Raw genomic sequence first — 20,852 nt, 5'->3', positions numbered from 1 at the left:
GCACGACGAAGGGCGGGCGCCCGCACCGCGGACGCCCGCCCTCACTCAGTCGCCGTGAACCGTTACGGCAGAACCTTCTCGATCTTCACGCTGCCCACACCCGCGACCGTGCCGCGCGCGTTGACCAGCTGGACCTGACCGAAGAACTCGCGCCCCTCGGGGGCGGCCGCCGCGGCGGTGACGCTGCCCGAGACCGTGGCCGAGCCGCCCGTGCCGAGCTTCACCGGAGCCGACCCGTCGACGCTGACCATGCCGAGGGACGGGGAGAAGAACACGTCCCGGTAGTCGTAGGCCGTGGTGCCGGCCGGCACCGAGTAGCCGACGACCTCGATCGTGTACTTCCCGGCGGCCGGGGACGGCAGCGAGACCGACTCCTCCGAGTCTCCGTCGGCCGAGCTGCCGACCTGCGTGCCCGACGCGTCGTACACGGCGAGGTCCAGGTCCGCGGCGTTGTCCGAGACGCCGCCGATGGCGACGTCCAGCGACTTCGCGCCCGCGGGCACCTCGACCGTCGTGGTCTGCGTCTCGCCCTGCTTGATCGAGGGGCGGGTCGCCTTGGCCGAGCCCAGCGGGCCGCCCACCAGCTTGCCGTCCAGCGCGGCGAAGTTGTTCGTCACCTTCCAGGAGGCGGCGGCCGGGGTGCCGACCTTCGCCTCGGGCACGGTCACGGTCTCCGGGGCGAAGACAGCGCCGAGCACGGCGACGTCCAGCTTGTACGGGTTGTCGAGCAGCGGCGACGTACGGCGCGACTCGACCTCGATCTCCCAGACGCCGGCCTGCGGGTCGGCGTACGAACGCAGGTCCGGGCGGCAGGTGTTGGCCGGGTTCGAGTAGTTCGGGTAGCAGTTGATCGTCGACGTCGGGTCGGACGCGACGCCGTAGGGGTGGATGGAGATGAACCGGGTCTGGCTCTTGTCCTTCAGCCCGCTCATCGCGACCTCGAGGGTCTTCGCGCCCTCGGGGACGGTGACGAAGTAGTGCTGCGAGCTGTTGCGCTGCACCGAGTCCGACGCTGAGAAGGTGTACTTCAGCGGCGCCGAGACGACCACCGTGGACAGGACCTGCCGGTCGATGCCCTCGGTCTTCGGGTCGTCGACCTCCAGGATCGCGCTCTTGAGACCCGCGGACTTCGGCGCGGCCTGGACCTTGACGGTCACCGGCTGGTTCAGCGGCAGCTTCACCTCGTCGGAGCCGACGATCCGGAAGGTGCCGCCCGCGTTGTTCTCGAAGTGCAGCTCGTGGCGGATCGCCTTGTCGGCGCCGGACGTACGGGTGAGGGTGATCTCGTACGTCTTCTTCTGGCCGGCCTTCAGGCCGCCCTCACGGTCGTAGAGGCCCGTGCCGAAGCCCGGGGTCTTGAGGAACTGGTCCATCGCGGTGTCGACCGGCGCCTTGACCGTGTAGGAGTGCGCGGTGGCGTCGTCGCGGATGGCGTCCCAGGCGTCCTCGATGTTCATGAGGCCCGCGCCCTCCTCGTACGCCTGCACACCCTTGATGTGGTCGGCGGTCGAGGTGAGGGCCGTGCGCAGGGTCGCCGGCGTGAGGTCGATCTTCTTCTGCTTGGCGGCCGAGATCAGCAGCGCCGAGGCGCCCGCGGCCTGCGGGGAGGCCATCGAGGTGCCCTGGAGCATGCCGTAGCCGGCCGGCAGGGAGTAGCCCGCCTCGGCGACCGGCGCGCCCGGCATCCAGGTCTGGATGGTGTTGATCGCCGCACCCGGGGCGACCAGGGTCGGCGTGAATCCGCCGTCCTCACGCGGGCCGCGCGAGGAGAACGGCATCATCGCGTACTTCTTCTCCACGAACGAGCCGTAGTTGGCGGCCCAGGTCTCCTTGGAGACGGACGCGCCGACCGAGATGACCTTGTCGGCCAGGGCCGGGTCGCCGATGGTGTTGGCGCCGGGGCCGGAGTTGCCCGCGGAGATCACCAGCTGGACGCCGTAGGTGTCGATGAGGCGCGTGTACAGCTCGGCGCGCGCGTTGTTGCCGTCGTTCAGCGCCGGCAGGCCGCCGATGGACATGTTGACGATGTCGACGCCGCGCTTGGTGACGAGGTCGATCATGCCCTCGGTGAGCGCGACGTTGGTGCAGCCGCCCGACCAGGTGCAGGCCCGGGAGGAGACCAGCTTGGCGCCCGGCGCCGCGCCGTCCATCTTTCCGCCGAACAGGCCGTTGGCGGCGGTGATGCCGGCGACGTGCGTGCCGTGCTCGGACTCGACGACCCCGATGTTGACGAAGTCGGACTTCTTGCCGACCCAGGAGCCGCCCAGCGGGTCCATCGGGACGTCCTTGCGGATCTCCACGACGAACGGCTGCCGCTCGGAGATGTCGGTCTTCGGGTCGTCGGTGCCGAACCAGCCGATCTGGTGGCCGTCCTTGTACGGCTTCATCGGGGCGTCGTCGGCGAAGTCGTTGTTGTTGTTCAGGTCGACCCGGACCGTGCCGGACGCCGCGTCGTACAGCACGCCCCAGGCGTCGGTGGTGTCGCCGTCGCGGTTGGCGTCGCCCTTGGCGTCGCCGCCGGTGGTGTACGACTCCTTGAAGAGGCTGACGGCGTACGAGCCCGCCGGCGCCTTGTACGACTGGCCCTGGTAGGTGAAGGCCGGGCCGGACACGGCCGTGACCATCGGGCGCCAGGTGTTGTCGTTGTCGACGATCGGGTCGGTCGCCGTCACCCAGTCGACGATCTTCCGCTCACCGGTCGTCGTCTTCTGCAGCGCCGGGTGGCCGAGGTCCACGCCGGAGTCGAGGATGCCGATGGTGACGCCGCGGCCGTCCGCCTTCGGGTGGTCCTCGACGAAGTCGACCGCGCCCGTCTCGAAGGACGGGTTGTACGGGTTCTCCGCGGGGGTCCGCTTGCCCGGGGCCGGGTACGCGCCCGCCGTCTTGGCGCCCTTGGCGGTGTCCGCGCTCGGCGTCGGGTCGTCCAGCGGGATCTCCTCGCGCAGGTCGATGCCGTGCACGGAGGAGAGCTTGGCGGCGGCGGCGATCGCCGAGTCCGCCTTGGCCGTCGGGACGGTGGCGCGGACGTAGCCCAGCTTGTCGTCGGCCCGGCCCACCGAGCCGCCCTTGACCGCGTCCAGCTGCCCGGCGACCTGCTCGGTCTTCCCGGGCGCGGTGGCGATCATCATCGTGACGGTCTTGTCGCCGTCGGCCTTGGCCTCCGCGAGCAGGTCCGCGTCGTCCGAACCGAGCTTGGCGTGCGCGGACTTGACGCCGGAGTCGGCCGGGGCGTCCGTGCCGGGACCGTCGGCGGAGAAGGCCAGGGGGATCGGCCCGGCCGCGGAGAGCGCGGCGACGAGGCCGGCGGCCACGGCGATGCGGACCACGCGTCTCGGGCCCGATATCTGATCGCGCGGGGTGGGAGGGGTCATCGGCATCCCTTGTAGGTAAAGGAACGAGCGGGAAGCGACCGGGGCCGATCGGTCCAGGTCGCCAACGGTCCGAACGGCAAGCCCGGACGATCGCACAGCCTTACGCAAGGGGGAGTTCTTTGGGGAGGGTTGACCGAAACGAAATGGATCCATGGGGAAAACCCGCGATGCGTTTTGTGAGCATCAGTCCTGAAGGTGGCGAAGAAATCGGTTAACGTCCCCAAGTGCGACAGAAGTTGAGGGTGGCGGCCTACGCCATATGCGTCCGGGACGGACAGATCCTGCTCGCCCGCTCGCCCGCCCGGGACGGCACCCCCGAGTGGGTCCTGCCGGGCGGCGGCATGGAGCACGGCGAGGATCCCTACGACACCGTCGTGCGGGAGGTGGAGGAGGAGACCGGGTACCACATCGAGGTGACCGGGCTGCTCGGCGTGGACTCCTCCCACCGCGTCTTCCGCGAGGGCTTGCGGCCCCCGGTCGACCATCACGGCGTCCGGTTCGTCTACGAGGGCCGGATCACCGGCGGCGAACTGCGCAACGAGGTGAACGGCTCCACCGACCTCGCCACCTGGCAGGACCTGGACGCCGTGCCCGGTCTCGTCCGGGTGCCGTTGGTCGACATCGCCCTGCGCATGTGGCGCGAGCGCCCGGTCACCGGACGGCTGGCCAGGACCCCGGAGTAGGTGCGGTACCCCGGAAGATGAACGCCGCGTGACCGGCTCCGGGCCGGTCCCGGAGCAGGCGACGACGCGCAGGGTAGTCCAAGATCCACGTTCGGTGATCGGCGCTGCGCGTTGCCGCCGCGTTTACGCGCAGGTCATTCCCGCTGCCAACGATCCAGTACGAGCGGGGTGTTCGGGTCACGGACGCCCCGCGACCACTGCCGACGCGTTCGCACTCGGGGAGAGAAGCGCATGTCGCGCACACGCTCAGTCGCCGGCTCCGGCCAGGGCATCCACCGTCGTTCCGTCCTCGCCGCCACCGGCGCGGTCGCCCTCTCCGGGGGCGTCGGCTACGCCCTGCGGCCCAGCGACAGCCAGGCCGCCACGGTCAAGGAGAGCACCGACGCCGCCGTGGCGGCCTCCTCGCGCCGGGCACCCGCCGCGCCGCCGGCCCCGTACACCAAGGGCACCACCGTGGCGTCCGTCGCCGCCCCGCGCGGCAGCTCCGGCTACCGGCGCCTGGGCGACGGACCCGGCTGGAAGCGGGTCGTCCGCTCCGAGCTGGCCGCGCCCAAGTCCGGCCGGGCGGGCCGCCGTACCGCGCTCGCCGCCTTCGTACAGCTCACCGACCTGCACATCATCGACGCCCAGCACCCGCTGCGCCTGGAGTACCTGCGTGCGGCCGACATCCACGCCTGGCGGCCGCACGAGGCGCTGACCGTGCAGGGCGCGATCGCGCTCGTGGAGCGGATCAACGCCCTGCGCGGCGCCCCCGTCACCGGCGCCCCGCTGCACTTCGCCATGACCACCGGCGACAACACGGACAACAACGCCAAGTCCGAGCTGGAGTGGTTCATGAAGATCATGAGCGGCGGGCGCATCACGCCCAACACCGGCGACCCGCGCCGCTACGAGGGTGTCCAGAACAGCGGCCTCAAGCAGTACTGGCAGCCGGACGCAGCGGTCCGCGACTCCGACAAGCAGGCCGGCTTCCCGCACCTCGACGGCTTCCTGAAGGCCGCCATCCGCGAGGTGCGCAGCCCCGGCCTCAACCTGCCCTGGTACTCCACGGTCGGCAACCACGACTCCCTGCCCATGGGCTGCTACGCCTCGCACGGCGACTCGTACCTCACCGAACTCGCCGTCGGCGGCAAGAAGCTGATGAACGTGAGCGCGGCCGAGGCGCAGCGGCTCCAGGCGCAGATCAAGAAGGCCCGGGACCCCGAGGGCGTCCGCTACCACGACTTCCTCACGTCCCACGCCCGCTCGATGCGTTCGGTCACCCCCGACGAGCGGCGTGCGCCCTTCACGCCGGCCGAGTACCTCAGGGCGCACCTGGACCCCGCCCACCGCGGTGTCGGCCCGGCCGGCCACGGCTACTCCTCCGCCAACCTGGACGCGGGCACGCAGTACTACGCCTTCCGTATCTCCGACGACGTCATCGGCATCAGCCTGGACACCACCGACTCCGGCGGCCACTACGAGGGGTCCATCGGCACGGCCCAGATGAGATGGCTCGACAGGACGCTGCGGGACAACAAGGACTCCTACGCGGTGATCTTCAGCCATCACACCAGCAAGACGATGACGAACCTCCGCCGTGATCCGGCCAGGCCCGACGAGCGCCGCCACAACGGCCAGGAGGTCCTCGCCCTGCTCGGCAGCCACCCCGGGGTGCTCGCCTGGGTGAACGGCCACATCCACAAGAACGTCATCACCCCGCACTCCGCGCCCGACGGCCGTTCCTTCTGGGAGATCTCCACCGCCTCCCACGTCGACTTCCCGCAGCTGGCCCGGATCATCGAGCTGACCGACAACAAGGACGGCACGATCTCCCTGTTCACCACGCTGGTGGAGTCCTCGGCCCCGCACCGCACGGACTTCTCCGACCTCTCCCAGACCGGCCTCGCGGCCCTCTACCGCGAGCTGTCCCTCAACGCCCCCGGCGCGAGCACGACCCTCGCGGGCGATCCCGACGACCGCAACACCGAACTGGTGCTCAAGAAGGGCTGAAACCCGCAGGAGTGACTGCACGCCGCGAGGAGGGGCCGCCGGTGCGTCCCGGTGGCCCCTCCTCCCGCTTCCTGGTCCTGCCTCCTGGTCCGTCACTACCGGGGCAGCACCACGACAAACGCGGCCGGTTCGCGGTCGGCCGAGGCCATCAGGGCCGTGCGGATCACCGTCGCCTGCTGGTCCGGGGAGTCGCGGAGCTTGCGCGGCGTGATGTGGACGACCGTGATGCCGAGCCGCTCCAGGTGCTCGCGCTTGCGGGCGTACTCGGACCACAGGGCGTCGTCGTCCTGCCGGGGCGCCCGGGTGTCGAGTTCCACCGCCACCGCCTGGTCGGGCCAGTACGCGTCGAGGCCGCCGAGGTAGGGGCCGCCGGGCAGGCGCAGATCGACGTTCCAGACCGGGTCGGGCAGGCCGTACTCGCGGACCATGCGGTACAGGCGGTCCTCCGCCCGCGCCCGTCCCTCGGCGAGCAGGGAGTCCACCGCGTCCACCACGTGCGGGCGGCTCAGCAGCCGTGCCTGGTTGAGTTCGCGGACCACCGCCGCCGGGTCGCAGTGCGCGCCGCGCACCGCCTCCGTCAGCAGGCGGCGGACGACGCCGGCGTCCGCCAGTTCGGCCACCGCGTCGGCCAGCGCGCGGGCGACCGGCGCCACCGGCACCCCGGTGACCTGCTCGGGGGCGGGCAGGACGGGCGTGCGGACGATGCGCGCGCAGCCCGTCGAGCGCAGCCGCCGCAGCCGCGGGACCAGGATGTCGATGGTGTCCAGGGACGGCAGCGGGGGAGTGGAGGAGAAGCCGTGCAGCGTCAGCGCGGCCAGGCCCGTGATCATCACCTCGGGGTAGGCGGGGCCGTGCGGCCGGCTCGCGCCCGGCTGGGCCGGCACCCCGGTGCCGCGCTCCCGCGCCGCGTACATCAGCACCGCGTGCAGCCGCTCCTCGCTGGTCGGCGGGCCCGGGTGGAGCAGGACGACGCCGGGGAGGAACTGCTGCCAGGGGCCGCCCGCGCGGCACTGCTCGTTCGTCTCGGCCGTGGAGACGCCGTGCGAGCGGAGCTGGGCCGTGGTCATCACACGGGGGAGCCCGCCGCCGGACAGGTCGTGCAGAGGGCGGGGGGAGAGCGGGGTGTTGTGGGTCATGACCCGCAATTTCCCGCGTTCCGGCCGCTCTTGAACCGCTGTTACAGGGCCGTCGACAAAAATGGACAACCCAGCACTAAAGGACGCATGTTCGGATGCCGAAAGCCCCTGGTCCGTTCGGGTGCGGGCCAGGGGTTACGGCTTACGGGGCACTCATCTCGTAACGAAGACGGAACGCCCGGATCTCAGGCCAAAGCTACTGGTCAGCGGCCTCGTCGCACGCCTGTCCACGCAACGCCCGTGCCAGATCGTCACGGGACTCCAGCACCAGCCGGCGCAGCGCCGGGGCCGCCTCCTCGTGGGCGGCCAGCCAGGCGTCCGTGGCGTCCAGTGTCTCCCGGGACTGCTGGAGGGACGGGAACAGGCCCTGCACCACGTGCATGCCGATCTGGATCGACCGCTCGGCCCACACCCGCTCGATCGCCGCGAAGTACTTCTCGGCGTACGGCGCGATCAGCTCCCGCTGCGAGTCCTGCGAGAAGCCCGCGATGGTCGCCTCGACCATGGCGTTGGACAGCGCGTCCGACTCCACGACCTGCGCCCACGCCTGCGCCTTGACCGCCGCGGACGGGCGGGCGGCCAGACAGCGCACCTGGTGGCGCTTGCCCGAGGCCGTGTCGTCCCGGCTCAGCTCCTCGGCCAGCACCTTCTCGTCCACGGCACCGTGCGCGGCCAGCGGCTCCAGGAACACCCAGCGCAGCTCCTGGTCCAGGTCGAGACCCTCGACCGTCGCGGTGCCCGCGAGCAGGTCCCGCAGCAGCTCGAAGTCGGCCTCGGTGGTGGCCGTCCGGGCGAAGAAGCGCGCCCAGGCCAGCTGGTGCTCGCTGCCCGCCCCGGCCGCGTACAGCTCGCGCCGCGCACCCTCGGCGAGCAGCCGGGCGCTCGTCTCGCGCCGGGCGGGCGCCGTGTAGTGGGTGACCGCCGACTCGGCCCAGGCGTGCAGCATCTGCACGACGCCGATCTCGGACTCGCGCCCGCCGAACCGCAGCACCAGGTTCACGAACTCCCGTGCCGGGAGCAGCGCGTCGCGCGTCATGTTCCACAGCGCCGACCAGCACAGGGCACGGGCCAGCGGGTCGGTGACCGCGCCCAGGTGCTCGCGCAGGGCCGCCAGCGAGGTCTCGTCGAAGCGGATCTTGCAGTACGTCAGGTCGTCGTCGTTGACCAGGACCAGGTCCGGGGCGTCGGCCCCGGCCAGTTCGGCCACGACCGTCCGCGCGCCGTCGACGTCGGTCTCCACGCGCGCGTACCGCTCCAGCGCCCCGGCCTCCGTCACCCGGTACAGGCCCACCGCCACCCGGTGCGGGCGCAGCTCCGGGTGCGACTCCGCCGCCTCCTGCACCACCGCCAGCTCCTCGACGCGGCCGTCCGCGCCGAGCAGCACCTGCGGCGTGAGCGAGTTCACCCCGGCCGTCTGGAGCCAGGACCGCGACCAGGCGCTCATGTCCCGGCCGCTGGTCTCCTCCAGCACCGACAGCAGGTCGCCCAGGCGGGTGTTGCCGTACGCGTGGCGCTTGAAGTAGCGCCGGGCGCCCTCCAGGAACGCCTCCTCGCCGACGTACGCCACGAGCTGCTTCAGCACCGAGGCGCCCTTGGCGTACGTGATGCCGTCGAAGTTCAGCTTGGCGTCCTGCAGGTCGCGGATGTCCGCCGTGACCGGGTGCGTGGAGGGCAGCTGGTCGGCGCGGTAGGCCCAGGCCTTGCGGCGGTTGGCGAAGGTGATCCAGCCGTTGGCGAAGCGGGTCGCGCCGACCAGGGAGAACGCGCCCATGAAGTCCGCGAACGACTCCTTCAGCCACAGGTCGTCCCACCACTCCATGGTGACCAGGTCGCCGAACCACATGTGCGCCATCTCGTGCAGGATGACGTTGGCCCGGCCCTCGTAGGACGCCTGCGTCACCTTCCCGCGGAAGATGAACTCCTCGCGGAACGTCACCAGGCCCGGGTTCTCCATCGCGCCCAGGTTGTACTCGGGCACGAACGCCTGGTCGTACTTCCCGAACGGGTACGGGAAGTCGAAGTGGTCGTGGAAGAAGTCCAGGCCCTGCTTGGTGACGAGGAACACGTCGTCGGAGTCGAAGTAGGGCGCGAGGCCCTTGCGGCACAGGGCGCCGAGCGGGATCTCCAGCGTCGTGCCGTCGGCGAAGGCGCGCGTGTAGGAGTCCGTCACGTAGTGGTACGGACCGGCCACCACGCAGGTGATGTACGTCGAGATGGGCTTGGTCTCGGCGAACCGCCACACCCCGTCGGCCTGCTCACCGGCCCCGTTGCTCCACACGGTCCAGCCCTCGGGGGCCCGCACCTCGAAGCGGTAGGGGGCCTTCAGGTCGGGCTGCTCGAAGTTGGCGAAGACCCGGCGGGAGTCGGCCGGCTCGTACTGGGTGTACAGGTAGACCTCGCCGTCCTCCGGGTCGACGAAGCGGTGCAGGCCCTCGCCGGTGCGGGAGTAGGCGCACTGGGCGTCGACCACCAGCTCGTTGTCCGCGGCCAGGTCCTCCAGCGCGATCCGGGAACCGTCGAAGACCTCGCCGGGGTCCAGATCGCGGCCGTTGAGTGAGACGGCCGTCACACTCGGCGCGATCAGATCGGCGAAGCTGCTCGCCCCGGGCTCGTTGCAGCGGAAGCGGATCGTCGTGACGGAGCGGAAGGTGCGGGGCCCGTCCCCCGGGTCCTCACCGACCGCGGACCGCAGGTCGAGGGACACCTCGTACCCGTCGACGCTCAGCAGGGCGGCCCGCTCCCGGGCTTCGTCGCGGGACAGATTCTCACCGGGCACGGGCGGCACTCCTCAGATGTCGTGGGGCACGGCTGAACAGGACCGATCCTGCCACGTGCACCTGACACGGGGCAGCCGGGAATGACGGGAGCGCGTACCGGCGTTGCCGGAGAAACGGTTTCCTCCTGAGGAGAGACATGTCGGACAAGACCCCCGTCGACTTCTGGTTCGACCCGCTGTGCCCCTGGGCCTGGATGACCTCCCGCTGGGTGCTGGAGGTGGAGAAGGTCAGGGACATCGAGGTGCGCTGGCATGTCATGAGCCTCGCCGTCCTCAACGAGGACAAGCTGGACGAGCTGCCCGAGGAGTACCGCGAGCTGCTGGAGACCAAGGCGTGGGGCCCCGTCCGGGTCGTCATAGCCGCACAGCAGGAGAAGGGTCCCGAGGTCCTCGGCGACTTCTACACCGCGCTCGGCACCCGCATCCACAACCGGGGCGAGGGCCCCGGCAAGGAGACGGTCGCCGCCGCCCTGAAGGACGTGGGCCTGCCCGACTCCCTCCTGGAGCACTGGGACTCCACCCCGTACGAGCCTCAGCTGCGCGCCTCCCACAAGGAGGGCATCGACAAGGTCGGCCAGGACGTCGGCACCCCGGTCATCGCCGTGCCCGGCTCCGACGGCGAGCAGATCGCCTTCTTCGGCCCGGTCGTCACCCCTGCCCCGCAGGGCGAGGAGGCCGGCCGCCTCTGGGACGGCACCCTCGCCGTGGCCTCGGTCCCCGGCTTCTACGAGATCAAGCGCACCCGCACCAAGGGCCCGGACTTCTCCAACCTGTAGGCCTCACCCGGCGGGGGCGGGCTGGATCCTGAGCTCCTCCGGGAGCAGCCCGTCCTCGGCGCGGTTGAGATAGCGCTGGTACCACCGGCAGCCGGCGGCGGTACAGCGCCAGTAGTCGTCCACGAAGTGCCCGGCCCCCTTCTCCGCCCGGACGGCCGCCCGCTCGGCGGCGTTGAACATCCGGAAGTCCTGCATCGTGCCGCAGGTCCGGCACGCCCGGCTCACCGTCATCAGCTCCTCCTCGCGATCACCGCCAAGTCCGGGAAGTCGGTTACGACCGCATCGACTCCCATGCGGTAGTACAGCGCGTATTCCGCGAACGCGTCCCCGAAATCGTTCGCTCCGCTCCCGCGCCGGAACCGCGCCGGCAGGAACTGGTTCTCCGCACGGAAGGTGTACGGCCCGATCCGCAGCCCCGCCGCATGCGCGTCCGCCACGAGGCTCGTGCCGGCGGCCGAGGACTTGTCCGGCCCGATCCAGTCCGCGTACTGCGCGATCTCCGCCAGACCCGCCGGCGTCATCATGTCCCGGTAGGTCGTCGACGGCAGGTCGTACGGCCCGCCCGCCGTCCCCAGCGCCTGCCACAGCGGCACGCCCAGATCCGTCATGCGCTTCAGGCTCGTCGGCTCGAAGGACTGCACGACGCACTCGCGCCGGCCGAGCCGGTTGCGGCGGATCGCGGCCGCGAGTCCCGGCTCCAGCGGCAGGCCGATCGACCGGAAGTACGTCGGATGCTTGGTCTCCGGGAAGACGGCGACCGTCCGGCCGTACGTCCGCGACAGCCGCCGCGCCAGGTCCACGACCTCCTGGAAGGTCATGATCTCCTCACGGCCGTCGAAGACGGTGTTGCGGTTGCGGACCGCGGGCAGCCGCTCCACCGCCCGCAGCGTCTTCAGCTCGGCGAGTGTGAAGTCCTCCGTGAACCAGCCGGTGACCGGCCGCCCGTCGACCGTCTTCGTCGTGCGGCGGTCCGCGAACTCCGGCCTGCGGGCCACGTCCGTCGTCTGGGAGATCTCGTTCTCGTGCCGGACCACCAGCACGTGGTCCTTCGTCGGCACCAGATCCGGCTCGATCCAGTCGGCGCCGGTCTGCACGGCGTACGTGTAGGAGGCCGCCGTGTGCTCCGGGCGCCAGCCGGCCGCGCCACGGTGCCCGATGACGAGCGGGCCGCCCTTGGGGGCTCCGGCCGCCGCCGGGTGGGCCGTGGCGGCCGTGGCGGTTCCCGCGGCCGCCGCGAGCAGGAGGGATCTCCGTCCGAGCTGCATGCAATTCCCCTTCGTCGAAGGCGGGTTCACTGACGGGCCCGGGTCCGGGCCTGCGCCAGCCGGTCCAGGTGCTCCTCGTAACCCCTCGTGTAGAACGCGGTCCGGCCCGGGTCCGGCTCGACGACCGCCGTCGGTCTCGTCCACGCCGCCGTGTCCAGCGGCACCCCGTGGCGCTCGGCCGCCGCCAGGACCGCGCCCCGCGCCCCCACCTCGCCCTCGACGACCCGCAGCGGCCGGCCCAGCACATCGGCCAGCAGCCGCATCCAGGCGGAGCTGCGCGTGCCGCCCCCGCAGACGGCCAGGTTCCCGGTGAGGCCCGCCGCCTCCAGGCAGTGCCGGGCGGCGTACCCGATGCCCTCACAGGTGGCACGGACCAGATCACCGCGGGTCGACTCCAGGGAGACACCGGTGAGTTCGGCACGCAGTCGCGGCTCGACGAAGGGAGCGCGTTCACCGGAGGGCGCGAAGTACGGCAGCACGCCGACACCGTTCGCGCCCGGAGGCGTCGCGGCCAGCAGGCCGTCCACCTCGTCGTGCCGCACCCCCGTCGTCGACAGCACCCAGTCCAGCGCCGCCGTGCCGACCATGGCGGGCATGGCGCGCAGCCAGTGCCCCGGCCGGTCGGTGGAGATGTACAGGCCCGCCGGTTCCCCGGTCAGGTCGAGCTCGGTCGTGGCGACCAGACTGGCCAGACAGGTGCCGACGATCAGCAGACCGTCCCCCGGGGACGTCACCCCGGCCCCCAGCGCACAGGCCGGCAGGTCGTAGGGGCCGTTCGCGATCCGGGTCCCGGACGGCAGGCCCTCGCCCCGCGCCCCGGCCGTGGCCACCGGGTCGCTGACCGGGGCGAGCAGGCCCCGGCGGTGCGCCAGCCCGAGCAGCTCGACGACCCCGTCGTCGTAGGCCCGGGTCCGCGGGTCGAGGAACGGCATCGACGCGTCCGACACATCGGTCGTCGGACCGGCTCCCGTCAGCCGCTGAAACACCACGTCCTTGCAGTACAGGGCGGCCTTCGCAGTGTCGAGCGCCTTCGGTTCGTGACGGTCCAGCCAGGCCAGCAGCGGGCCCGGGCAGCCCGGGAACATCGCGCTGCCCGTCCGCCGGAACACCGTCTCGAACGTGCCGTCGGCCAGCCACCGGTCGACCAGTTCGTGCGCCCGCCCGTCCATCCAGGAGGCCGCCGCCCGCACCGGCCGCCCCTGCGCGTCGACCAGCCACACCCCGTCGCCCTGCCCCGTGAGGCCGGCCAGCTCGACCGGCCCGGGGACCCGCTCGGTGACCTCGCCGAGCACCGCGACGACCGCCCCGTACACCTCCTCCATGTCCTGCTCGACGACCCCGCCGTGCAGGGAGAGGTCCACCGGGCGGGAGGCCACGGCGAGTTCACGGCCCGTGGCGTCGAAGGCCGCCGCCTTGACCATGGACGTGCCCACATCGATACCGACGTACATGCGGCTCTCCTCCGGGTCCTCAGGTCAGACAGTGCGCGAGCGGCTCACCGCGCACCCAGCGGCCCACCTCTTCGGCGGCGATCCGCGCCGCCTTCTCCGCCACCGCGCGCGAGGCCCCGCCCAGGTGCGGGGTGAGCACCACGCGGTCGGCGAGCCCCAGCAGCCGGGAGTCCGCCGGCAGCGGCTCCCGTTCGTAGGTGTCGAGCGCCGCCGCCGACACCCGGCCGCTCTCCAGCGCGTCGCACAGCGCGCCCTCGTCCAGCAGCGGGCCCCGGGCCACGTTCACCACCACCGCGCCGGGCGGCAGCAGCCCCAGCTCCCGGGCGCCGATCAGCCCCCGGGTCTCGGGCGTGAGCCGGGCGTGCAGAGTGATCACCTGCGAGCGGCGCAGGAGGTCGTCGAGGGAGGTCACGCGCAGGCCGTGGATCTCGCCGTTCACGTACGGGTCGTAGACCATCACCCGCGCCCCGAACGCGCCGAGCACCCGCGCGACCCGGCTGCCGACGGCCCCGTACCCGACCAGCCCGACGGGCAGGTCTTCCAGCTCCAGTCCGCTGCGCTCGTACGTGTAGTACGTCGCTCCCTCCCAGCTGCCCTGCCGGGCGAGCGGATCGTGGGCCTGGGGGATGCGGCGCAGGGCGGCCAGCATCAGGCCGACGGTGAACTCGGCGGTGGCGGCGGCGTTGCGGCCCGGCGCGAAACACACCCGCACGTCGCGCCGCTCGGCCGCCTCCAGGTTGACGTTGACCGGCCCGCCCCGGCAGACCACGACCAGTCTCAGATCCGGGCAGGCGGCGAGGACCTTCTCCGTCACCGGGCCCATCTGCGTGACCAGGACCTCCGCCCCGGCCAGCGCCTCGATCATCGCGTCCTCGGCGTCACTGGCCTCCTGCACCTCGGCGACCGGCCCGAACGGCTCCAGCGGCCACCCGAGTTCCAGTTCCCTGACGTCCGCCCGCTCCACCTCGTGCGCCACCGCGCGTGTGATCAGCGACGGCAGGACGAAGTGGTCACCGGCGGCCACGACACGCACGCTGTTTCCGTCAGTCATCGCAGGGCATCTCCTGTCTCGGCGTCGAAGACATGGGTGTGCTCGGGGTCGGCGGAGACCCGGACCCGTTCGTCGTGGGCGAGCCGCACCTCGGGGTCGGTGAGGACGACCAGATGCCGTTCGACCCCGTCCAGGGCGAGCGTCGCCAGGCCCGACTCCAGGAGCGGTTCGTGGGCGACGACCCGGGCGGGCAGACCGTCCCCGGCGGTGAGCCGGACGTCCTCGGGGCGGATGCCGACCACCACCTCACGGCCCCGTTCCACCGGCACGGGCAGCGCGAGCCGCACCGCGTCGGAGAGACGGGCCCGCCCGTCGCCGTCGGCGATGCCGGGCAGCAGGGTGATCGCCGGTTCGCCCACGAAGTCCGCGACGAACACGTTGGCCGGGCTGTCGTAGATCTCGTACGGGGTGCCGAGCTGCTGGATGACGCCGTCCTTCATCACGGCGATCCGGTCGGCGAGGGAGAGGGCCTCCTCCTGGTCGTGGGTGACCAGGATCGTGGTGTGGCCCAAGTCCTTCTGGATGCGCTTCAGTTCGCGGCGGGTGGTGTCGCGCTGGGCCGCGTCCAGGTGCGAGAGGGGTTCGTCGAGGAGCAGCACGTCGGGCTCGCGGATCAGGGCCCGGGCCAGCGACACGCGCTGCTTCTGGCCGCTGGACAGGCCGGCCGGGCGGGCGTCGAGGAGACCGGTCAGACCGACCCGCTCGGCGATCTCCTTCACCTTGCGGCCGACGTCCCGGCGGTCGGCCCTCTTGCGGGCCTTCAGGCCGAACGCCAGGTTCTCCGCGACCGACAGCGGCGGATACAGCGCGTAGTTCTCGAACGCCACGCCGATGTTGCGCTGCTGTGCGGGCCGTTCGACGACCGACGCCCCACCGACCAGGATGTCCCCGCCGGTGACGGACTCCAGCCCGGCGATCATCCGCAGGGTCGTCGATTTGCCGCACCCGGAGGGACCGAGGAGCCCGAGCAGTTCCCCGGACCGGAGGTTCAGGTCGATCCCGCGCACGGCCTCCACCGAAGGCCGCCCCCGGGACCGGTAGGTCTTCCTCAGCTCACGTAGCTCCAGTCCCGTCATGGCCGTCCCCTCTTCTTGGCTCGTTCGCCTCCAGGGCGCCTTCGGCCGGTGCCGAGGCCGGGACCGTGCTCGTCCCTTCGGGCCCCGCGCGCTCCCGCCCTCGGCACGCCCCTACGGCTCACCCACGGGCATCGCGCAGACCTCGTAACGGACCTTGTGCTCGGCCAGATCCCGCAGTGCCTCCGGTGACGCCCCGTCGTCCACGAGGACCGCGTCGAAGCGGGACAGCGGTACGACCCGGTGCAGGGCGACCCGGCCGAGCTTGGTGTGGTCGATCAACAGGACATTGCGTGCCGCCGCGTCGAGCATCGCCCGCTTCACGGACACGATGTGCTGCTCCTGGTGGTACGCGTACCCCCCGTGCACGGCCGACGTCGACGCGAAGCACACGTCCACCCGGAGCTGCTCGACCGCCTCCACGCACGACACCCCCAGGAACGAGGAGTGCAGCGGGTCGTAGTCGCCGCCCAGCGCCATCAGGTGGATGCCCCGCTGGTCGGACAGGAGGTTGATCGCCTCCAGGAAGTTGGTGACGACCGTCAGCGGTGTGACCTCGGCCGTGCGCAGCCGTCTCGCTATCTCCAGGGTGGACGTGGAGTCGTCCAGCAGGATCGCCATCCCGGGCTCCACCATCCGCACCGCGTGCTCGGCGACGGCGGCCTTCTCGGCCCGCATGCTCTTCAGCCGGTACTGCACGTTCGACTCGAAGACCCCCGACGGCTGTGCGGTCACCCCGCCCCGGAACTTCCTCACGATGCCCTGCCGTTCGAGCTCGTCGAGGTCCCGGTGGATGGTCATCAGGCTCACCCCGAACCGCTCGGCGAGCTCCGCCGCCGTCGCCGAGCCGTCGGCCAGCACCTGCTCGGCCATGGCGGCCTGCCGTGCCGCGGGCCCCTGCTGTCCACCACTGCTGTTGCTGCTCATGACTGCGTCTCTATCCGTCGTCCCGGTCGCTCCGGCCGGTCGGCCTCGAACAGCAGCAGGTTCTCAGGCCGCACCACGAGCCGTACCGGATCGTCCGGACGAAGGCGCGCCGCGTCCGCCCGGGGGGCCACCAGCGACACCCGCCGCTCCCCGGTCCCGAGCCGGACGGTGACCTCGACGGACCGGCCGAGCACCTCGGTGACGTACACGGTCCCGGTCAGTTCGTGGCCCTCGCCGTGCAGGGCGAGGTCCCGGGGCCGGAGACCGACCAGGACGTCCGTGCCGGGCGCGGCCCGCGCGCGGACCGGCAGCTCGACCCCGCCGTCCGACCGCACCCCGCTCTCCGTCACCACCCCCGGCAGCAGATTGATCCGTGGCCGGCCGAAGGCCCGCGCGACCTCGGTGTCCCACGGCTGGTACCAGATCTCCTCCCGGGTGCCCGTCTGCACCATCCGGCCCTCCCGGACGACCCCGATCCGGTCGCCGAGGGCGAGCGCCTCGACCGAGTCGTGGGTGACGTAGAGGGTGGTGGTGCGCTGCACGGCCCCGATCGCCTTCAGTTCGGCCCGCATCTGCTGGCGCAGTTTGGCGTCGAGGTGGGAGAGCGGCTCGTCGAGCAGGAAGGCCCGGGCCGGGCGGACCAGCACCCGGCCGAGGGCGACCCGCTGCCGCTGCCCGTTGGACAGCCGGCCCACCGGCCGGTCCAACAGTCCCGAGATGCCCAGCAGTTCGGCGATCGCGCCGATCCGCTGCCGGGCCTCGGCGGCGGGCAGCCGGTACCGGGGCGAGCGCAGGGGCGAGGCCAGGTTGTCGTAGGCCGAGCGGTGCGGGTAGAGGGCGTAGCTCTCGAAGCACATCGCCACGCCCCGGTCGTAGGGCTCGACGCCCCGCATGTCCTCGCCGTCGAGCACGACCGTGCCCCCGTCGGGCTGTTCGAGCCCGGCGACGGTCTTGAGCGTGGTCGTCTTGCCGGCCCCCGACGGTCCCAGCAGGCAGAAGAACTCGCCCTCCCGCACCTCCAGGTCGAGTCCGTCGAGCGCGACGGTCCTGCCGTACGCCTTCCGTATCCCGCTGAGCCGGATCAAGACTTCACCGCCCCGAACGACAGGCCCCGCACCAGATACCGCTGGATCGTCAGCGCCAGCAGCAGCGGCGGCACGACGGACACCAGCGCGGCGGCGGCCGTCAGGTTGTACTTGGGCCGGTCCCCGCCGAGGAAGGACAGCGCGCCCACGGTCACCGTCTGGGCCTCGTTGGAGGTGAGGATCAGCGGGAAGACGAAGTTGTTCCAGGCGAAGATGAACGCCAGCAGCGACACGGCCGCGATGCCCGGCTTGACCAGCGGTAGCGCCACCTTGAAGAACGCCTGCTTGCGGGTGTAGCCGTCCAGCAGGGCGGCCTGCTCCAACTCGGGGGTGAGGTCGGCGAAGTAGGACCGCATGATCCACACGATCAGCGGCAGCGTCACCAGTTGCAGCACCCACACCATGCCGACGTATGTGTCGAACAGGCCGAGCTTCTGGTACAGCACGAACAGCGGGATGATCACGGTGAGTTCGGGTGCGAAGCGGAACGACAGCAGGGTGAACATCAGGTTCTCCGACCCCTTGAACCGCCACCGCGCCGAGGCGTACGCGGCCGGCAGCCCCACCACCAGCGACAGCACCACCGCCCCCACCGACACCACCAGGCTGTTGACGAAGAACCGCACGAACGGGATGCCCTCGCTGTCGCCCAGGACCGTCCGGTAACCGTCCAGGGTCGGGGAGAAGGAGAAGTAGGTGGAGAAGAGCTGGTCCGCCGGCTTGAGCGACAGGATCACCATCCAGGCGATCGGGAACAGCGCGAAGACGAAGTAGAGGACGAGGGCGGCGTCGCCGAGCCATCCCAGGGCGCGTTTCCTCATGTGGTGACCTCCGCGGCCTTCCGCTGGATCTTCCCCAGGTGCTTCACCAGCACCATCGCGGCCAGGTACACCACGGCCCACAGCACGATCGTGTAGGAGATCCCGAAGGAGTAGCGCTGGAAGCGGATGGCCTCCAGGTACGCCCGGATCTGCAGGACGACCGTCGAGTCGCCCGGCCCGCCCTCGGTCAGGGCGTAGATGATGTCGAACACCTTCAGCGAGTCCATGAACCGGAAGATCACCGCGACCAGGACGTACGGCCACAGCATCGGCAGGGTCAGCCGGCGGAAGGTGTACCACCACCCCGCGCCGTCCACGGCCGCCGCCTCGAACGGGGAGGTGGGCAGCGACCGCAGACCGGCGAGGGCGAGGATCGCCACGAACGGGGTGTAGACCCACACGTCCACGGCGATCGACGACAGCAGCGCGCCCGTCGGGGTGTCGGTCCACTGCACCCCGCCCAGACCGAAGGGCCTGAGCAGGTGGTTGACCACCCCGACCGACGGCTGGAGCATCAGCTTCCAGATGATCGCCGCGATCACCGGGGCGATCATCAGCGGCAGGATGAGGATCTTCTCCAGGACCCGGCCGATCAGCGTCGAGCGGTGCAGCAGCAGCGCGACGGCCACGCCGAGCACGGTCTCCGCGAGCGCCGCCCCGACGGCGTACAGCACCGTCACCCACGCCGAGTTCCAGAACGCCTCCTGCGTGAAGACGGCTCTGTAGTTCTCGAACCGCACCATGTCCGGCTGCGGTTTGCTCGCCGAGAAGTCGAACAGCGTGTAGTACAGCCCGAGCCCGAAGGGATAGAGGATCCCGCAGGTCAGCAGCAGCGCGGGGACGATCAGGACGTACGGGCGCAGGGTGAGCCGCCACCCCATCGGCTAGCCCACCTTGCCGGCGAGGTCGTCCGCCAGCCCGTCCAGTACGGACTTCGCGCCCTGGCCGCCGTAGATCTCCTGGAGGGCCGCCGCCCAGCTGGTCGTCGCGTCGAAGAACTGGGCCTGCGGGGTGAACTGGATCTTCGTCTGGTCGACGACCGTCTCGAAGGTCTCCAGGAAGCCCGGCAGGTGCCGCATCTTGTCCTTGTAGGCGGCGTCGTCGGCGACCGACCTGCGCACCGGGTCGATGTGGTTGTGGGTGATCGCGCTCCTGCGCAGATGCTCCTTGCCCGTCGCCCACTGCAGGAACAGCCAGCTCGCGCTCTTCTTCTTGCTCTTGGCGTTCATGCCGAGCGACCAGATCCACATGTTGGTGGCGAGCGAGCCGTCCGGCCCCTTCGGCCCGGGGTGGAAGGCGATCTTCCCGGAGGCGGGGCTCGCGCCCTTCACCGCCTGGAAGTAGGCGGCGGTGTCGGCGTCGAAGAGCATCCCGGCCTTCTTCGCTCCGAGGTCGCTGGAGCACTGGTACCAGGTGTACGACGTCCAGGACGGCGGCCCGCCCTGCTTCACCATCCGCGCCCAGTCCTCGGTGAAGGCCACGGCCTCGGGGCTGTTCATGGCGGGGGTGAGCTTCCCGCCGTCGACCGTGAAGTCCTTCAGCCCGTTGCGGGCGTACATCGTCATGAAGCCCGGGTGGATCGTCGCCCAGCTCCTGGACCCGCGTACGGCGATCCCGTACATCCCGTCGAAACCGGCGCCCGGTGCCTTCCGTTTGATGGTGGCGGCGAGTTCGGTCAGCTCGTCGAAGGAGTCGGCGGGCTTCAGGCCGAGTTTCCGGAACACCTCGGTGTTGTAGGCGACGACGTTCGTCTCCCAGCCCCACGGCAGCGCGTACTGCCCGCCCCGGCCCAGCGGCGCACCCGCCTTCAGCGACCACTGGTCGGCCTGGAGCAGGTTCGGGAAGAAGTCCGCCTGGTCCCATTCGGCTCCCGTGGCCGAGGAGTTGCGCATCCAGGGACCGAGGTCCTCCAGCCAGCCCGGCGGCCCGTACTGCCACACCATGTACGCGCCGAGCATGAAGACGTCGTAGGAGGCGCGCCCGCTGGACAGGTCCACGGTGAGCTTGTCGAAGTAGTTGTCCTCGGGGAAGACGTCGTACTCGACCTCGATGCCGGTCTTCGCGGTGAACGACTTCAGGTCGGCGATGAGGGCGTCCGTGTACGGGTGCTTGTTGAGCAGGGCCTTGACGGTGGTGCCCTTCTCCCGCTTCCAGTCGAAGGAACCGGTGACGTCGTCCGCCGCGGACCCGTCGCTCTTGTCGTCGTTCCCGCCGAAACCGGCGCCGCAGGCCGTGAGCAGCGGGGCCGCCGCCGCTCCGGCGGCGAGGGCGAGGAAGCGCCGGCGGTCGTGCACGTGCGTGTCCATCCGTACCTCCGCGTGGAGCCTGGCTAACACGTCGAGTCGACTCGTTAACAGAGGGTGGAACGGCTGAAGTTGGGCGTCAATCCCTCGCGCACGGGAAAATATCGGGGCACAGTGAGAAGTTCACAGGTCCGGCTGCGAC

16 protein-coding genes are annotated in these 20,852 nt (G+C 71.1%); 3 read left to right on the top strand and 13 right to left on the bottom strand.

Features of this window, described 5'->3' with window-relative positions; translation table 11 throughout:
- Positions 1-62: 62 nt before the first annotated feature.
- Complete coding sequence (locus ACFY9E_RS10305; protein ID WP_390981290.1) at positions 63-3,371, bottom strand: S8 family serine peptidase; 3,309 nt, start codon at positions 3,369-3,371, stop codon at positions 63-65.
- Between the two features lie 224 nt (positions 3,372-3,595).
- Between ACFY9E_RS10305 and ACFY9E_RS10300 the strand changes: the two genes are divergently transcribed.
- On the top strand, positions 3,596-4,054 hold the full coding sequence (locus ACFY9E_RS10300; RefSeq protein WP_390981288.1) for an NUDIX domain-containing protein: 459 nt from the start codon (positions 3,596-3,598) through the stop codon (positions 4,052-4,054).
- 231 nt (positions 4,055-4,285) lie between these two features.
- Positions 4,286-6,046 carry a TIGR03767 family metallophosphoesterase gene (locus ACFY9E_RS10295; RefSeq protein WP_390981286.1) on the top strand — a complete coding sequence of 587 codons (1,761 nt, stop codon included), beginning with the start codon at positions 4,286-4,288 and terminating at the stop codon, positions 6,044-6,046.
- 95 nt (positions 6,047-6,141) lie between these two features.
- Here ACFY9E_RS10295 and ACFY9E_RS10290 read toward each other — a convergent pair whose 3' ends face one another.
- Both ACFY9E_RS10290 and pepN read right to left on the bottom strand, forming a co-directional pair.
- A complete protein-coding gene (locus ACFY9E_RS10290) occupies positions 6,142-7,182 on the bottom strand; it encodes a hypothetical protein (protein WP_390981285.1) in 1,041 nt (346 codons plus the stop codon).
- Positions 7,183-7,378: 196 nt separating this feature from the next.
- Positions 7,379-9,958, bottom strand: coding sequence for an aminopeptidase N (pepN, locus tag ACFY9E_RS10285; protein ID WP_390981283.1), 2,580 nt, complete (start codon positions 9,956-9,958; stop codon positions 7,379-7,381).
- 137 nt (positions 9,959-10,095) lie between these two features.
- On the opposite strand from pepN, the gene ACFY9E_RS10280 reads away from it, so the two are divergent.
- Positions 10,096-10,734 (top strand): DsbA family protein, encoded by a 639-nt coding sequence (locus tag ACFY9E_RS10280; RefSeq protein WP_390981281.1) that lies wholly within the window; start codon positions 10,096-10,098, stop codon positions 10,732-10,734.
- Positions 10,735-10,737: 3 nt separating this feature from the next.
- On the opposite strand, the gene ACFY9E_RS10275 is transcribed toward ACFY9E_RS10280, so the two are convergent.
- From ACFY9E_RS10275 to ACFY9E_RS10230, 10 genes are all read right to left on the bottom strand, one after another.
- Entirely contained in the window at positions 10,738-10,965 is a 228-nt protein-coding gene (locus ACFY9E_RS10275; protein ID WP_390981279.1) for a hypothetical protein, read from the bottom strand.
- Positions 10,965-11,999, bottom strand: coding sequence for a glycerophosphodiester phosphodiesterase family protein (locus tag ACFY9E_RS10270; protein WP_390981277.1), 1,035 nt, complete (start codon positions 11,997-11,999; stop codon positions 10,965-10,967). Before ACFY9E_RS10270 ends, ACFY9E_RS10275 begins: the two co-directional genes overlap by 1 nt.
- Positions 12,000-12,025: 26 nt before the next feature.
- Positions 12,026-13,450, bottom strand: coding sequence for an FGGY family carbohydrate kinase (locus ACFY9E_RS10265; protein WP_390981275.1), 1,425 nt, complete (start codon positions 13,448-13,450; stop codon positions 12,026-12,028).
- A 19-nt stretch (positions 13,451-13,469) separates the two neighbouring features.
- A complete protein-coding gene (locus ACFY9E_RS10260; RefSeq protein ID WP_390981273.1) occupies positions 13,470-14,501 on the bottom strand; it encodes an NAD(P)-dependent oxidoreductase in 1,032 nt (343 codons plus the stop codon).
- On the bottom strand, positions 14,498-15,577 hold the full coding sequence (locus ACFY9E_RS10255; RefSeq protein ID WP_390981271.1) for an ATP-binding cassette domain-containing protein: 1,080 nt from the start codon (positions 15,575-15,577) through the stop codon (positions 14,498-14,500). The genes ACFY9E_RS10260 and ACFY9E_RS10255 overlap by 4 nt, the downstream gene beginning before the upstream one ends.
- Positions 15,578-15,688: 111 nt before the next feature.
- Positions 15,689-16,501: a DeoR family transcriptional regulator gene (locus ACFY9E_RS10250; RefSeq protein ID WP_390981269.1), complete on the bottom strand. Its 813-nt coding sequence runs from the start codon at positions 16,499-16,501 to the stop codon at positions 15,689-15,691.
- Positions 16,498-17,586, bottom strand: a complete 1,089-nt coding sequence (locus ACFY9E_RS10245; protein WP_390981267.1) for an ATP-binding cassette domain-containing protein — start codon at positions 17,584-17,586, stop codon at positions 16,498-16,500. The genes ACFY9E_RS10250 and ACFY9E_RS10245 overlap by 4 nt, the downstream gene beginning before the upstream one ends.
- The gene (locus tag ACFY9E_RS10240) at positions 17,583-18,407 is read right to left on the bottom strand and encodes an ABC transporter permease subunit (RefSeq protein ID WP_390981265.1); all 825 of its coding nucleotides are present in this window, start codon (positions 18,405-18,407) and stop codon (positions 17,583-17,585) included. Before ACFY9E_RS10240 ends, ACFY9E_RS10245 begins: the two co-directional genes overlap by 4 nt.
- Entirely contained in the window at positions 18,404-19,288 is an 885-nt protein-coding gene (locus ACFY9E_RS10235; protein ID WP_390981263.1) for an ABC transporter permease subunit, read from the bottom strand. The genes ACFY9E_RS10240 and ACFY9E_RS10235 overlap by 4 nt, the downstream gene beginning before the upstream one ends.
- 3 nt (positions 19,289-19,291) lie before the next feature.
- Complete coding sequence (locus ACFY9E_RS10230; protein WP_390981261.1) at positions 19,292-20,713, bottom strand: extracellular solute-binding protein; 1,422 nt, start codon at positions 20,711-20,713, stop codon at positions 19,292-19,294.
- Positions 20,714-20,852: the final 139 nt, after the last annotated feature.

Source organism: Streptomyces sp. NPDC012466 (assembly GCF_042955215.1).
Classification (GTDB): domain Bacteria; phylum Actinomycetota; class Actinomycetes; order Streptomycetales; family Streptomycetaceae; genus Streptomyces.
The sequence above is the reverse complement of the archived record's forward strand: the minus strand, read 5'-3'. Positions and strand labels throughout refer to the sequence as shown.

Bases quoted from the DNA above. Each gene is read 5' to 3' on its own strand.
- ACFY9E_RS10240 (WP_390981265.1), bottom strand. From the start codon at position 18,407: ATGAGGAAACGCGCCCTGGGATGGCTCGGCGACGCCGCCCTCGTCCTC.
- ACFY9E_RS10275 (WP_390981279.1), bottom strand. From the start codon at position 10,965: ATGACGGTGAGCCGGGCGTGCCGGACCTGCGGCACGATGCAGGACTTC.
- ACFY9E_RS10280 (WP_390981281.1), top strand. From the start codon at position 10,096: ATGTCGGACAAGACCCCCGTCGACTTCTGGTTCGACCCGCTGTGCCCC.
- ACFY9E_RS10290 (WP_390981285.1), bottom strand. From the start codon at position 7,182: ATGACCCACAACACCCCGCTCTCCCCCCGCCCTCTGCACGACCTGTCC.
- ACFY9E_RS10235 (WP_390981263.1), bottom strand. From the start codon at position 19,288: ATGGGGTGGCGGCTCACCCTGCGCCCGTACGTCCTGATCGTCCCCGCG.
- ACFY9E_RS10260 (WP_390981273.1), bottom strand. From the start codon at position 14,501: ATGACTGACGGAAACAGCGTGCGTGTCGTGGCCGCCGGTGACCACTTC.
- ACFY9E_RS10295 (WP_390981286.1), top strand. From the start codon at position 4,286: ATGTCGCGCACACGCTCAGTCGCCGGCTCCGGCCAGGGCATCCACCGT.
- ACFY9E_RS10255 (WP_390981271.1), bottom strand. From the start codon at position 15,577: ATGACGGGACTGGAGCTACGTGAGCTGAGGAAGACCTACCGGTCCCGG.
- ACFY9E_RS10265 (WP_390981275.1), bottom strand. From the start codon at position 13,450: ATGTACGTCGGTATCGATGTGGGCACGTCCATGGTCAAGGCGGCGGCC.
- ACFY9E_RS10250 (WP_390981269.1), bottom strand. From the start codon at position 16,501: ATGAGCAGCAACAGCAGTGGTGGACAGCAGGGGCCCGCGGCACGGCAG.
- ACFY9E_RS10305 (WP_390981290.1), bottom strand. From the start codon at position 3,371: ATGACCCCTCCCACCCCGCGCGATCAGATATCGGGCCCGAGACGCGTG.
- ACFY9E_RS10270 (WP_390981277.1), bottom strand. From the start codon at position 11,999: ATGCAGCTCGGACGGAGATCCCTCCTGCTCGCGGCGGCCGCGGGAACC.
- ACFY9E_RS10230 (WP_390981261.1), bottom strand. From the start codon at position 20,713: ATGGACACGCACGTGCACGACCGCCGGCGCTTCCTCGCCCTCGCCGCC.